Origin of the sequence: Streptomyces fodineus, from assembly GCF_001735805.1 — a bacterium.
Lineage (GTDB): Bacteria > Actinomycetota > Actinomycetes > Streptomycetales > Streptomycetaceae > Streptomyces > Streptomyces fodineus.
The window spans coordinates 4,444,110-4,457,101 of sequence record NZ_CP017248.1 but is presented as its reverse complement, the minus strand read 5'-3'; the positions used below and the strand labels follow the sequence as shown (position 1 = coordinate 4,457,101).

At 69.9% G+C, this 12,992-nt stretch carries 12 protein-coding genes; 4 read left to right on the top strand and 8 right to left on the bottom strand.

Translation table 11 applies throughout. From position 1 onward, the window contains the following. Positions 1 to 20: 20 nt before the first annotated feature. Positions 21 to 839 carry a DUF4253 domain-containing protein gene (locus BFF78_RS18690; RefSeq protein WP_069779409.1) on the bottom strand — a complete coding sequence of 273 codons (819 nt, stop codon included), beginning with the start codon at positions 837 to 839 and terminating at the stop codon, positions 21 to 23. 138 nt (positions 840 to 977) lie between these two features. Between BFF78_RS18690 and BFF78_RS18685 the strand changes: the two genes are divergently transcribed. Further along, positions 978 to 2,129 (top strand): hypothetical protein, encoded by a 1,152-nt coding sequence (locus BFF78_RS18685; RefSeq protein WP_193433488.1) that lies wholly within the window; start codon positions 978 to 980, stop codon positions 2,127 to 2,129. A 16-nt stretch (positions 2,130 to 2,145) separates the two neighbouring features. Here BFF78_RS18685 and BFF78_RS18680 read toward each other — a convergent pair whose 3' ends face one another. Beyond that, positions 2,146 to 2,532, bottom strand: coding sequence for a VOC family protein (locus tag BFF78_RS18680; RefSeq protein WP_069779407.1), 387 nt, complete (start codon positions 2,530 to 2,532; stop codon positions 2,146 to 2,148). Positions 2,533 to 2,604: 72 nt separating this feature from the next. Here BFF78_RS18680 and BFF78_RS18675 point away from each other — a divergent pair, with 72 nt between their 5' ends. Continuing rightward, positions 2,605 to 3,576 (top strand): helix-turn-helix transcriptional regulator, encoded by a 972-nt coding sequence (locus BFF78_RS18675; RefSeq protein ID WP_069779406.1) that lies wholly within the window; start codon positions 2,605 to 2,607, stop codon positions 3,574 to 3,576. A 17-nt stretch (positions 3,577 to 3,593) separates the two neighbouring features. Here the strand turns inward: BFF78_RS18675 and argS are convergent, their stop codons facing one another. Next, complete coding sequence (gene argS / locus BFF78_RS18670) at positions 3,594 to 5,360, bottom strand: arginine--tRNA ligase (protein ID WP_069779405.1); 1,767 nt, start codon at positions 5,358 to 5,360, stop codon at positions 3,594 to 3,596. Positions 5,361 to 5,509: 149 nt separating this feature from the next. On the opposite strand from argS, the gene lysS reads away from it, so the two are divergent. Further along, on the top strand, positions 5,510 to 7,249 hold the full coding sequence (gene lysS, locus BFF78_RS18665) for a lysine--tRNA ligase (protein WP_069779404.1): 1,740 nt from the start codon (positions 5,510 to 5,512) through the stop codon (positions 7,247 to 7,249). 63 nt (positions 7,250 to 7,312) lie between these two features. Here the strand turns inward: lysS and BFF78_RS18660 are convergent, their stop codons facing one another. The 3 genes from BFF78_RS18660 to BFF78_RS18650 form a co-directional block, all read right to left on the bottom strand. After that, positions 7,313 to 8,587: a DUF2637 domain-containing protein gene (locus BFF78_RS18660; protein WP_069779403.1), complete on the bottom strand. Its 1,275-nt coding sequence runs from the start codon at positions 8,585 to 8,587 to the stop codon at positions 7,313 to 7,315. A 93-nt stretch (positions 8,588 to 8,680) separates the two neighbouring features. Continuing rightward, positions 8,681 to 9,568 carry a DUF3558 family protein gene (locus BFF78_RS18655; protein WP_227025869.1) on the bottom strand — a complete coding sequence of 296 codons (888 nt, stop codon included), beginning with the start codon at positions 9,566 to 9,568 and terminating at the stop codon, positions 8,681 to 8,683. 128 nt (positions 9,569 to 9,696) lie between these two features. Then, on the bottom strand, positions 9,697 to 10,572 hold the full coding sequence (locus BFF78_RS18650; protein WP_069779402.1) for a hypothetical protein: 876 nt from the start codon (positions 10,570 to 10,572) through the stop codon (positions 9,697 to 9,699). Between the two features lie 223 nt (positions 10,573 to 10,795). Here BFF78_RS18650 and BFF78_RS18645 point away from each other — a divergent pair, with 223 nt between their 5' ends. Beyond that, the gene (locus tag BFF78_RS18645) at positions 10,796 to 11,989 is read left to right on the top strand and encodes an RtcB family protein (RefSeq protein ID WP_069779401.1); all 1,194 of its coding nucleotides are present in this window, start codon (positions 10,796 to 10,798) and stop codon (positions 11,987 to 11,989) included. A 54-nt stretch (positions 11,990 to 12,043) separates the two neighbouring features. Here BFF78_RS18645 and BFF78_RS46890 read toward each other — a convergent pair whose 3' ends face one another. Continuing rightward, the gene (locus tag BFF78_RS46890; protein WP_165289369.1) at positions 12,044 to 12,220 is read right to left on the bottom strand and encodes a hypothetical protein; all 177 of its coding nucleotides are present in this window, start codon (positions 12,218 to 12,220) and stop codon (positions 12,044 to 12,046) included. Then, positions 12,220 to 12,981, bottom strand: a complete 762-nt coding sequence (locus BFF78_RS18640; protein WP_069779400.1) for an SDR family NAD(P)-dependent oxidoreductase — start codon at positions 12,979 to 12,981, stop codon at positions 12,220 to 12,222. Before BFF78_RS18640 ends, BFF78_RS46890 begins: the two co-directional genes overlap by 1 nt. Between the last annotated feature and the right edge of the window lie 11 nt (positions 12,982 to 12,992).

Genomic DNA, 12,992 nt, shown 5'->3' with positions numbered 1-12,992 from the left:
CGGGTGTCGGCGGTTGGGTGTCAGTCCCACCAGAACGTCCAACTGTGCGCCCCGACCAGGGTCTTCGCGTATGCGCGGAGGGTGTCCTGCTCGTCCTGGAGGACGCTGTCCGGGCAGAACGCGAAGTGCTCGGCCGCCACCGCCTCGGCGTCCTCCTGCGCGGTCGGCGGGGCCGCGACGGACACGACCAGGGTGTCCAGGCCGAGCGCCACGACCCGTATGCCGAAGCGGTCCTCCCAGGAGCGCAGCACCGCGCATATCCGGGCCACGTCACCCTCGTAGTTCACCGGGCCGGTCCAGCCGATCGCCGCCGGGATGTCGGCCGACCGGCGGGCCGGAACGAGGGCGAGACGGGCCTGAGCGACGACCGAGTCCGCAGCGCAAACCAGCGTGTCGGCGACCTGGGCGGCACGGGTGTCCGGGTCGGCGGAGAGCGGGGCGGCGGGGGCGAGGCCGGGCCACTCCTCCCCGAACGGCTCGATCTCCTCGGCGCTCTCGCCGTCCTCCGTCTCCTCCTCCCAGTACTCCGCGAGGACCTCCTCGGCGTCGTGATCGCCCGGATACGAGCTCTCGCCGGGCAGCAGCCCCCAGTCCTCGGGGCCGCCGTCGGAGCCGCCGGCATCCACGAGCACCGGCAGCAGACCTGTCCGCGCGCCCGGCGCTCCCAGCGCCTTCCAGGTGCCCGGCGCGGCGGGCTTCTCCGCGTGCCACAGCAGGGGCTCGTGCCAGGCCCCGTCATCCGTCGTGTCGACCAGTCGGCCGGGCGGGAGCTGCAGCCCGAGGGAACGGCCGCTGGGGTCGGTGGCCAGCTTGGGCAGCGGATTGGGAAGAGTCGCCATACCCGTGACTGTACGGCCCGCCACTGACAACGCCGTTGAGGTGCCCGCCCGATGAACCGGGACCCGCCGAAGCCCCTCTTACCGAGGGATGCGATAACAGGATGGATACGGTCGCGGGAAGGACGGGAAGGACCGAACGTGCGGATCGGGCGTTACCCGGTGCGGTGGCACATCGTGCTGCTCACCCTGTGGACGGCCTTCTGGTTCGTCGTGGCCGAACGCCACGCCGCGATCTCCTGGCATTACCTGAGAGACGGCGAGCAACTGCTCTTCAACCAGAGAGGCGGCGGTGGCCTCGCCCTCTACGCCAACCACCCCGAGCTGCAGATCGGCCCCGTCAGCTTTTTCGTCGCCGGACTCTTCGCGCCGTTCCCCGCCGACATAGGCGAAAAACTCGCGGACGCGTTCATGTCCGGCCTCGGCCTGTACATGCTCGTCCTGGTCGGCCGCGCCGCCGCCGACTACAACCGCGGCACCGGCCTCAACCACAAACGCCTCCAGCAGCGCGTCCTGATCGCCGGTGCGGCCTTCATACCCATGTGGGTCGAGGTCTCCGTCCGCTTCGCCCACCTCGACGACGTCCTCGCCCTGTTCTTCACCACGCTCGCCGTCCGCGCGCTGGTCCGCGGCAACGCGACGGCGATGGGCGTCTTCCTGGCCCTGGCGGTCGACTCCAAACCCTGGGCGGTCGGCTTCCTGCCCCTGTTGCTGGCCCTGCCCCGCCCGGCCCGCCTGCGCTCGGCGGCCTGGGCGTTCGGCCTGGTGGCGATAGCCTGGCTCCCCTTCTATCTGACCCACCTGGACACCCTGCAAGCGGCCCGCTTCACCATCCCCAACCAACCGGCCTCCGCACTGCGCTGGTTCGGCGTGAACGACCCCGCGACCCCCTGGTGGGACCGCCCCACGCAAATGGCCCTCGGCCTGACCCTGGGCGCCCTGGCGGTACGACGGGGCCGCTGGCCGGCGGTGGTGTTCCTCGCCGCCGACGCCCGCATCCTCCTCGACCCCAGCGTGTACACGTACTACAACGCCTCGGTCCTCCTCGGCACCCTCATCTGGGACTCGATCGGCCAACGCCGCCTGGTCCCGTGGGTCAGCTGGATAGCGTTGATCTCCCTCTACGGCAGCGCCCTGCTGATCCCGTCGGATCCCACCCGGGGCTTCATCCGCCTGGCGTTCTGCCTCGGCTCGGCGGCGTACGTGCTGTTCTGGCCCCAGAGAACACCTCGCGGCCGCCGGGGCCGCCGACCACGCCGGGACCCCGCGCAGGGCAGCCTCGTGGGTCAGTGACCCGGACCGCGTGTATCTACACGAGCGTGGTGATGCAGAACGGGTGTCCGGCCGGGTCCAGCAGCACCCGCCACCGGTCCTCGCCCGGCTGGAACTCCGGCTTGCCGGCGCCCAGCTCCAGCAGCCGCTTCTCGGCGATGTCCAGGTCGTCCACGCCCAGTTCGATGTGCGCCTGCTTCTCCTGCGCCGGGTCCGGCCAGGTGGGCGGGCGGTAGTCGGTGAGGCGGTTGAAGCCGAGGCCGGTCGCGCCCTCCTTGCCGAGGAGGAAGAAGTCGTCGCTGGAGTAGAGGACCGACATGCCGAGCAACTCGCCGTAGAAGCGGGCCATTTCGGCCGGGTCGGCGCAGTCGAAGGTGACGGCGGCGTAGCGGAACGCGGGTGCTGAAGAGGTCTCCGTGGTCATGAGGAGGACGCTAGAACATGACCAGGACAGTTCCGGTCCTGGTCGACTCGGCAATGTGCCAGACTCCCGTCCGTGCTCAGCTCGTCCGCCCGCCTTCTGCGCCTGCTGTCCCTGCTGTCCTCCCGTCCCTCGTGGCCCTGCGCCGAACTGGCCGAGCGCATGGAGGTCACGGACCGCACGGTCCGCCGGGACATGGCCAGGCTCCGGGACCTCGGCTATTGCGTCGACTCCGAGGCCGGTCCCTGGGGCGGTTACCGCCTGCGGGCCGGTTCCCGGGTGCCGCCGCTGATCCTCGACGACGAGGAAGCGCTGGCCGTGGCGGTCGGTCTGCGCGAGGCCGCGCTGAGCGACGCGCTCGGCGGCGACCAGGCCGCGCTGTCGGCCTTGCTGAAGCTGCGCCAGGTACTGCCCCGGCACATCGCCGACCGCCTCGGCGAGCTGGACGAGGCCTTCGTACGCCTCCCGGGGGCCGACGGCCCGCAGATCCGCCCCGGCCTGCTGCTGGAGCTGGCGGTCGCCTGCCGGCAGGGCAGGCGCGCCCGGCTGTCGTACACCGACGGGGAGGGGCGCGGCACGGTCCGGGAGGTCGACCCCTACCGTCTCGTCCACACGGGCCGGCGCTGGTACTTCGTCGCGCGGGACGTGTCCCGGGGCCGGTGGCGCACCTTCCGCGCCGACCGGGTCGACCGCCTCCAGCCCACCGGCCATCCGGCAGACCTCACCGACGCACCCGACCCGGCCCAGCTGGTCTCCCGCAACATCGCGAACGGCCCCTACCCCCTGTCCGCGACCATCCGCCTCCCCCTTGCCCTGCGGGAGGCCCTGCGGCTCATCCCCGCCACGGTCGGCACCCACCGCGCCGACGGCCCCGACGCCACCCTGGTCGACATCGGCGGCCCCGACCCGGACGGCCTCGCCCGCTATCTCCTCGGCCTCGGCACGCCCCTGCGAGTCCTCGCCCCGGACGCCGTACGACAGGCCCTGGCGCGCCGCGCCCGGGAGCTTGCCGAGGAGAACGCGCGGGGGGATGCCGATGCCCTCTGATCGGCCCGCGGCGGCCGTCAGAGCTTCTCCGGTGTCCTGATCCCCAGCAGGGCCATCCCCTGGTGCAGGGTGCGGGCCGTGATGTCGCACAGGAAGAGGCGGTTCTCCACCTGAGCCGGCGTCTCGGCCTTCAGGACCGGGCACTTGTCGTAGAAGGAGGTGTACAGGGACGCCAGCTGATAGAGGTACGCGGCCAGCTTGTGCGGGGCGTACTCGCCGGCCGCCTCCGCGACCGTCTCCGCGAACGCGTCCACGTGCAGGCCCAGGGCGCGCTCCGCCTCCGTCAGTGCCAGCGCCGGGTGCGCGGCCGGGCGGGTCTCGCCGGCCTTGCGGAGGATGGACCGGATACGGGCGTACGCGTACTGGAGGTAGACGGACGTGTCGCCGTTCAGGGACACCATCTGGTCCAGGTCGAACTTGTAGTCCCGGTTCGCCGACGTCGACAGGTCCGCGTACTTCACCGCGCCGATGCCCACCTGGGCGCCCCGCTCGGCGATCTCCTCCTCCGAGAGGTCCTGCGCCTTCTCGCGGACCACGGCCGAGGCGCGGTCGATCGCCTCGTCGAGGAGGTCGACCAGACGGACCGTCTCGCCCTCACGCGTCTTGAACGGCTTGCCGTCCTTGCCGAGGACCGTGCCGAACGCCAGCTGGAACGCCGTCACGTCCTCGTTCAGCCAGCCGGCCCGCCGCGCCGTCTCGAAGACCATCTTGAAGTGCAGGGCCTGGCGGGCGTCCACCACGTACAGGAGGGTGTTCGCCTTGAGGTGGAAGACCCGGTCGCGGATCGCGGACAGGTCCGTCGCCGCGTAGCCGTAGCCGCCGTCCGACTTCTGGACGATCAGCGGGACCGGGTTGCCGTCCGGGCCCTTGATGTCGTCGAAGAACACGCACAGGGCGCCTTCGCTACGGACCGCGACGCCCGACTCCTCCAGCAGCCGGCAGGTCTCCGCCAGCATGTCGTTGTAGCCGGACTCGCCGACGATGTCGGCGTCCTGGATCTCCATGTCCAGCTTCTCGAAGACGGAGAAGAAGTAGATCTTCGACTCGTCCACGAACTTCTGCCACATGGCGAGGGTCTGCGGGTCGCCGGCCTGGAGGTCGACCACCCGGCGCCGGGCCCGGGTCTTGAACTCCTCGTCGGAGTCGAAGAGCTTCCGCGCGGCCTTGTAGAGGCGGTCGAGGTTCGACATCGCCTCCTCACCCGTCACCTGGGCTTCTTTGTGGTCCAGCTCGTGCGGGTGCTCGTCCAGGTACTGGATGAGCATGCCGAACTGGGTGCCCCAGTCGCCGATGTGGTGCCGGCGGACCACGTTCTCGCCGGTGAACTCCAGGAGCTGGACCACCGAGTCGCCGATCACGGCCGAGCGCAGGTGACCGACGTGCATCTCCTTCGCCACGTTCGGCTGGGCGTAGTCGATCACCGTGGTGCCCGGCTGCGCGGCGGTCGGCACGCCGAGGCGGCCCGTCTCGTCCGCGTACCGCGCGGCCAGGTTCCCGGTGATCGCCCGGTCCGCGATCGTGATGTTCAGGAAGCCGGGGCCGGAGACCTCGACGTCCTTGATCAGCTCGTCGCCCGTGACCACCTGGGAGACGACCTGCGTCGCCAGCTCCCTCGGGTTGGCCTTCGCCTTCTTGGCCAGCGCGAGGATTCCGTTGGCCTGGAAGTCGGCCCGGTCGCTTCGTCGCAGCAGCGGGTCCGCGCCGGCGGCCTCGGGCAGGGTGGCCGAGAGGGCGGACGCGAGGTGCTGCTGGACGGAGTCGCTGAGGGACGTGACCGAGGCCATAGGAAAGGGTGCCGTTCTCCTCGTGGGGATGGATAGACCCAGCCAGTATCCCACGGCGGGTAAAGCCGTTTTCGCCGTCGCATCCCGGTCTGTGAGAATGGAGTGTCACCCCGATCAGACGGAGTGCCACCCCGTTCAGAAAGAAGGACGTGCCGATCGTGGCTCAGAGCACCGAGACCACCGACTGGGTCTCCCGTTTCGCGGATGAGGTCATCGAGGAATCGGAGCGCCGGGCCCCGGGCAAACCGGTCGTCGTCGCGTCCGGACTCTCGCCTTCCGGGCCCATCCACCTGGGCAACCTGCGCGAGGTCATGACGCCGCACCTGGTCGCCGACGAGATCCGCCGCCGCGGGTACCAGGTCCGGCACCTGATCTCCTGGGACGACTACGACCGGTACCGCAAGGTTCCGGCAGGCGTCGCCGGGATCGACGAGTCCTGGGCCGAGCACATCGGCAAGCCGCTGACCTCGGTGCCCGCGCCGCGCGGGTCGTCGTACCCGAACTGGGCCGAGCACTTCAAGGCCGCGATGATCGCCTCGCTGGCCGAGCTGGGCGTCGAGTTCGACGGGATCAGCCAGACCGCGCAGTACAACTCCGGTACCTACCGCGAGCAGATCCTGCACGCCATGAAGCACCGCGGCGACATCGACGCGATCCTCGCCCAGTACCGCACGAAGAAGGCCCCGAAGAAGCAGCAGCAGAAGGCCGTCGACGAGGCCGAGCTGGAGGCCGAGGAGGGCTCGGGCGCCGCGTCCGAGGACGACGGGAGCTCCGGCTCCGCCGGGTACTTCCCGTACAAGCCGTACTGCGGCAACTGCGAGAAGGACCTGACGACCGTCACCTCCTACGACGACGACTCCACCGAGCTCGCCTACACCTGCACCGCGTGCGGCTTCGCCGAGACCGTCCGGCTCAGCGAGTTCAACCGCGGCAAGCTGGTCTGGAAGGTCGACTGGCCGATGCGCTGGGCCTACGAGGGCGTCGTCTTCGAGCCGAGCGGCGTCGACCACTCCTCGCCGGGGTCGTCGTTCCAGGTTGGCGGGCAGATCGTCGGGATCTTCGGCGGCAAGCAGCCGATCGGACCCATGTACGCCTTCGTCGGCATCTCCGGCATGGCGAAGATGTCCTCGTCCCGCGGCGGGGTCCCGACCCCCGCCGACGCGCTGAAGATCATGGAGCCGCAGATCCTGCGCTGGCTCTACGCCCGCCGTCGGCCCAACCAGTCCTTCAAGATCGCCTTCGACCAGGAGATCCAGCGGCTCTACGACGAGTGGGACAAGCTCGCCGGGAAGGTCGCCGACGGCTCCGCGCTGCCGGCCGACATCGCCGCGTACACGCGCGCGGTCGGTACGGCCGCCGCCGAGCTGCCGAAGACGCCGCGCCCGCTGCCGTACCGCACGCTCGCGTCCGTCGCCGACATCACCGCCGGACACGAGGACCAGGCGCTGCGGATCCTGTCCGAGCTGGACCCCGAGCAGCCGCTCGCCTCCCTGGACGAGGCACGGCCCCGGTACGACAGGGCCGAGGCCTGGATCAACACGCACGTTCCCGCCGACCAGCGGACCATCGTGCGCGAGGAGCCCGACGCCGAGCTGCTGAAGTCCCTCGACGAGGCCTCTCAGCAGTCGGTACGGCTGCTGCTCGACGGCCTCGCCGAGCACTGGTCGCTCGACGGGCTGACCCACCTCGTGTACGGCGTGCCGAAGGTGCAGGCCGGGTTCTCCGCCGACGCGACGCCCAAGGAGCTGCCGCCGGAGATCAAGACGGCTCAGCGGTCGTTCTTCGCGCTGCTGTACCACCTGCTCGTCGGACGGGACACCGGACCCCGGCTGCCCACGCTGCTGCTGGCGGTCGGGCAGGACCGGGTGCGGCGCCTGCTCGGCGAGTAGGCGGTAACGGAAAAGGGGCCCTCGGTGGAGGGCCCCTTTTCTTCTGCCTTTCAGGCGCTGTGGTTATGCGATGTGGTCTTCTTCCAGTTCCGCCGTGTGACGGTTGGTGAATCGGTTGGCCATGCGGTTGGCGTCGGCCAGCGGGAGGGAGATGCCGAAGGTCGCCTCGATGTCGTCCTTCAACTGGGGCCCGGTCGGGTAGCTGCCGTCGATCGACTTGCGGAAGACCTGGTAGAAGTCCTCCTCGGTCGGTTCCGGCTCCGGCGTGCCGCCGCCGTCGCCCAGTTCACGGGTGCGGTTCGGGCCCACCGGGATGGGGAAGCTGCCGGTCTCCTCGGGGGAGGGCTGCTGGAAGTCCTCCGGCTGCTGGTCCTCGTACCACCCCGCGTACCGTTCGTCGGGGGCGTACTGAGGCTCCTGCATCATCGGGTCGTAGGCGGGGTCGTAGCCGCCGTGGTAGTCGATCTGGCGCGGAGCCTGGAACCAAGGGCTCTCTTCGTCCACGGGGGACTCCGGGCGCTGCTCGCCGGGAAGCGCCGCGTTCTGCGGGACGGGCGCCGCCCCGGCGGCACGACCGCCCGCAACCGCCGCACCGGCGGAATCGGCGGCCGCCAGCTGCGGCTGGGACACCGGAGCCAGCACCATCGGCTCAATGCCCGCCGCCGCCAAGCCCGCCGGAGCGGTCTCCGCCAGCGGAACGCCGTAGCGGGCCAGCCGCAGCGGCATCAGCGACTCCACCGGAGCCTTCCGGCGCCACGCGCGGCCGAAGCGGGAACGCAGCCTCGCCTGGTAGACGAGGCGTTCCTGCTCCAGCTTGATGACCTGCTCGTAGGAGCGGAGCTCCCACAGCTTCATGCGGCGCCAGAGGAGGAAGGTGGGGACGGGGGACAGGACCCAGCGGGTCAGGCGGACGCCCTCCATGTGCTTGTCCGCCGTGATGTCGGCTATCCGGCCGATCGCGTGCCGGGCCGCCTCCACCGCGACCACGAACAGGATCGGGATCACCGCGTGCATGCCGACACCCAGCGGGTCCGGCCAGGCGGCGGCGCCGTTGAACGCGATCGTCGCCGCCGTCAGCAGCCACGCCGTCTGGCGCAGCAGCGGGAAGGGGATGCGGATCCAGGTCAGGAGCAGGTCCAGGGCCAGGAGGACACAGATACCCGCGTCGATACCGACCGGGAACACATAGGAGAAGTTCCCGAAGCCCTTCTTGATGGCCAGCTCACGGACGGCCGCGTACGAACCGGCGAAGCCGATGCCGGCGATGATCAAGGCGCCGGTCACGACCACGCCGATGAGAACGCGGTGTATTCGAGTCAGCTGCAGTGGCGCGGCCACTCGTACTCCCCTCCCATTGCCTGTTGTTGCGCGCAACAGGGTGGCACACGCTTACGGCGAACGTGGTACCGGTCGGGCTTCCGGCCCCCGCGCTCAGCTCTGCTTCGTGGCCGACTTGGACGGAGAAGCGCTGGAAGAGGCCGACTTGGACGGCGACTTGGAGGCCTGCTTCGACGGCGACGCCGAAGAGCCCGTGCCCGAACCGGACGAGGAGGTGTCATTGGCGGACGACACCGCGCCGACCGCCTCCTTGATCGCCTTCTCCGCGGCCTTCGTCAGCTCGTCGGCGTCCGGGGTCTTCTCGCCGGCGAGACCCGCGCCGTTGTAGTCGAGCGTGACGACCACGTTCTCGACCCGCGCGACCACCGTCTGCTGCTTGAACAGACCTTCCTTCTTGTTCAGGTCGTAGCGCACCGCCGTCGCCTCCGTGCCCGTACCGGACAGCGGGATCAACTTGGTGTTCTTCGCGCCGTCCACCGCCTCGGCGTCCTTCACCTGCTGGCCGAAGTACGTGTGGGCCTGCGTGTCACCGGCGCCGCGCGCGGTGTCCGAGTCGAAGCGCAGCAGGGAGACGTTCAGCCAGCGGAACTGCGAACCCTTGACGCCGTTGTTGTCCAGGCTGCTCCAGGAGCAGGAGCCACGCGAGGACGGATCGTCCGAACCGCCCTTCTTGCCCGACGACGCACCCTTCGGCACCAGATCGGACAGCGTGTTCTTCGACAGCACCGCACACGGATCGGGCAGCTTCGAGTACGCGGCCGCCTGCACCGTCGGGGACGCGCTCCCCGACGGCTGCGTACTGCCGCTCGCGGAGTGCTGCGCGCCGCTGCCGCCCTTGCTCTTGGCATCGCCCGAGCCCGACGAACAGGCGGCGGTGATCAGCACCGCGGGCACGGCTGCCGCGCAGACAAGAACACGGCTCAGGCGCTTGCCACGCATCTTTCGCTGGGCACGGTCGTCTCGCTGGGCTGCTCGCTGCATGGTTCCTTCACTCATGACGCTCGGTGGTCGTGCGGGTTCCTGCGGGGGCCCACGGTACGCGGTGAAGGAGCTGTGCGGTTTCGGTTCGGGTGCTCTGCGCGCGGTGCGGCGAGCGGCCCCGAACGCCGTCAACCGCCCAGGGTGTCGTCCAGTTGAGAGGCCAGATTACGGGCCCTGTCCTGCATTTCCTTGCTGTCGGGGACCGTTCCGATGGCCGTCGGCTGCTCCTCGTACTCGATGGTGACGACGACATTGGACGTGCGGAACACCACAGTCACCGTCCGGGCCTCGGCGGTCGAACCGGACGAACCCAGCTGGTCGTCGAGATACGCCTCGTCACCGAGACCGGACAGCACCCGCGGCTGCAGATCGGCCGCGGAGGCGGAGCCGGAGGGCGAGCCCGAGCCGGAGGGGGAGGCACCGCCGCTCGCGGAGGCGGAGGGGCTGCCACCGGACGAGGACGACGGCGAGGAAGAGGGGGAGGATGCGGACGCGGACGACGAGGACGAGGAGGTGGGCGCCGGTGTCCCGGTCGTCGCCGCGGAACCACTCGGCTCGGGGAGGTCGGCGGCCGTCTCCTTGCCCTGGAACAGCTTCTGCGCCTGGTCGTCGTCGCTGACCGTGTTGTCGTACGACACCACACGCTCGAAGTCGACCGAGAGACGGTCGGTGGCGTCGGCGGAGTCCACCTTCCAGCGGCAGCCGACCTTGCGATCGGTGTCGTAGGTCAGCGCGGCCTCGCCCAGGTAGGCCTTGTCCCGCTGGTGCGGGTCGGTGATCTCCTTGATGCCCGGCAGCATCGAGTTGAGGGTGTCATGACCGACCGCGCCACAGGGCTCGGGAAGCGTGCGGTACTTGCCGGGCTGGGCGGCGACGGTGGCCGTGCCGGCGTCGCCGGGGTTGGCGTCGTCCGTCGAACCGCCGCTCCCCGAGCCGCTCGTGCAGCCGGCCAGCAGTGCCGCGAGGAGGGCGGCGGTGCCGGATACGTACGCCTTTCGCTGCACGGTCGGGCTCCTCTCGGGTGTGCGCTCGCTTGGTGTTCCAGTGTCCCCGCTGGTTATTCGCTTGCCGCAGCGGGGCGCTCCCTGGAGACAATGTGTATCGCACGCGCTGCTGTGGCCGCCGGTCCCTTGTCCGCTTTCACCGGCCTTGTTGCCACCTTTCCTTTTTGTCGCCTATAAGCCTTGTGTAAATCCTTTGTTGTCGTTTCGGGGGAATGAGGAACGTATGTCGTACGTGGAGATGCCGGGCGCGAAGGTCCCCATCCGGATGTGGACGGACCCCGCGACGGTCGAGGACGTGGCCCTGCGCCAGCTCCAGAACGTGGCGACCCTGCCGTGGATCAAGGGCCTGGCCGTGATGCCGGACGTCCACTACGGCAAGGGCGCGACGGTCGGCTCGGTCATCGCCATGCAGGGCGCGGTGTGCCCGGCGGCGGTCGGGGTGGACATCGGGTGCGGGATGTCGGCGGTGAAGACGTCGCTGACGGCGAACGACCTGCCGGGCGACTTGTCGCGGCTGCGGTCGAAGATCGAGCAGGCGATCCCGGTGGGGCGGGGCATGCATGAGGACCCCGTGGAGCCGGGGGACTTCCATGGGCTGGCGACTGCCGGGTGGGAGGACTTCTGGGGGCGGTTCGACGGGGTCGCGGAGGCGGTGAGGTTCCGTCAGGAGCGGGCGCACAAGCAGATGGGGACGCTTGGAAGCGGCAACCACTTCTGTGAGATTTGCATAGATGTGTCCGGTTCTGTGTGGCTCATGCTCCACTCCGGCTCCCGCAACATCGGCAAGGAACTCGCCGAGCATCACATCGGCGTCGCCCAGAAGCTCCCGCACAACCAGGGCCTGGTCGACCGGGACTTGGCGGTCTTCGTCGCGGACACCCCGCAGATGGCGGCCTACCGCAACGACCTGTTCTGGGCGCAGGAGTACGCCAAGTACAACCGCACGCTGATGATGGCGCTGCTGAAGGACGTCATCCGCAAGGAGTTCAAGAAGGCCAAGCCGGCCTTCGAGCCGGAGATCTCCTGCCACCACAACTATGTTTCGCAGGAGCGGTACGACGGAATGGACTTGCTCGTGACCCGCAAGGGAGCGATCCGGGCCGGCTCGGGTGAGTACGGGATCATCCCGGGCTCCATGGGTACGGGGTCGTACATCGTGAAGGGTCTCGGCAACGAGAAGGCCTTCAACTCCGCCTCGCACGGCGCGGGTCGGCGGATGAGCCGCAACGCGGCGAAGAAGCGTTTCTCCACGAAGGACCTGGAGGAGCAGACCCGGGGCGTGGAGTGCCGCAAGGACTCCGGCGTCGTGGACGAGATCCCGGGCGCCTACAAGTCGATCGACCAGGTCATCGACCAGCAGCGGGACCTGGTGCAGGTCGTGGCCAAGCTGAAGCAGGTCGTCTGTGTGAAGGGCTGACGCGAGGAGCCCCCGGCCGGAGCCGGGGGCTCGTTCGCCATGGGGGACCGTGGGTCACTTCGCGTGCCGCACCGCGTAAATCATTACGAACGCCACGATATGGATGCCGAAGAGGAAGTAGCCCAGGAAGTACCAGACCTTGCGTTCGTCCTTGGTCTCCTGGGCCAGGCGGGCCTTTTCGAGGGAGTCGGGGGAGTCGGGGGCCATGGGGGCCTCGGGGGATTCGGGCATCACGGCTCCCTGTGGACCTTGGTGTTGGAGGCCTGGGCGCGGGGGCGGAGGACGAGGAGGTCCACGTTGACGTGGCTGGGGCGGGTGACTGCCCAGGTGATCGTTTCGGCCACGTCGTCCGCCGTGAGGGGGTCGGGTACGCCCTCGTAGACCTTGGCCGCCTTCGCCTCGTCGCCGGAGAAGCGGGTCAGGGCGAACTCGTCGGTCTTGACCATGCCGGGGGCGATCTCGATGACGCGGACCGGCTGGCCGACGATCTCCAGGCGGAGGGTCTCGGCGAGGACGTGGGCGCCGTGCTTGGCGGCCACGTAGCCCGCGCCGCCCTCGTAGGTGCCGTGCCCGGCGGTGGAGGACACGACCACGATCACGCCGTCGCCGCTCGCCACCAGCTTCGGGAGCAGGGCCTGGGTCAGGTTCAGGGTGCCGATGACGTTCGTCTCGTACATCGTGCGCCAGTCCGCCGGGTCGCCGGTGGCCACCGGGTCCGCGCCGAGGGCGCCGCCCGCGTTGTTGACCAGGACACCGACGGTCTGGAAGGCCGTCGCGAACTCGTCGACGGCCGCGCGGTCCGTGACGTCCAGCTGGTAGGCCACCGCCGAGTGACCCGCCTTCGTCAGCTCCTGCGCCAGCGCCTCGATGCGGTCCTTGCGGCGGGCGGTGAGGACGACGCGGTAGCCGGCCTCCGCGAGCTGCCGGGCCGTGGCGGCGCCGATGCCGCTGCTCGCACCGGTGACGACGGCGATGCGGGAGGCGGGGGCCATGCGTAGCTCCT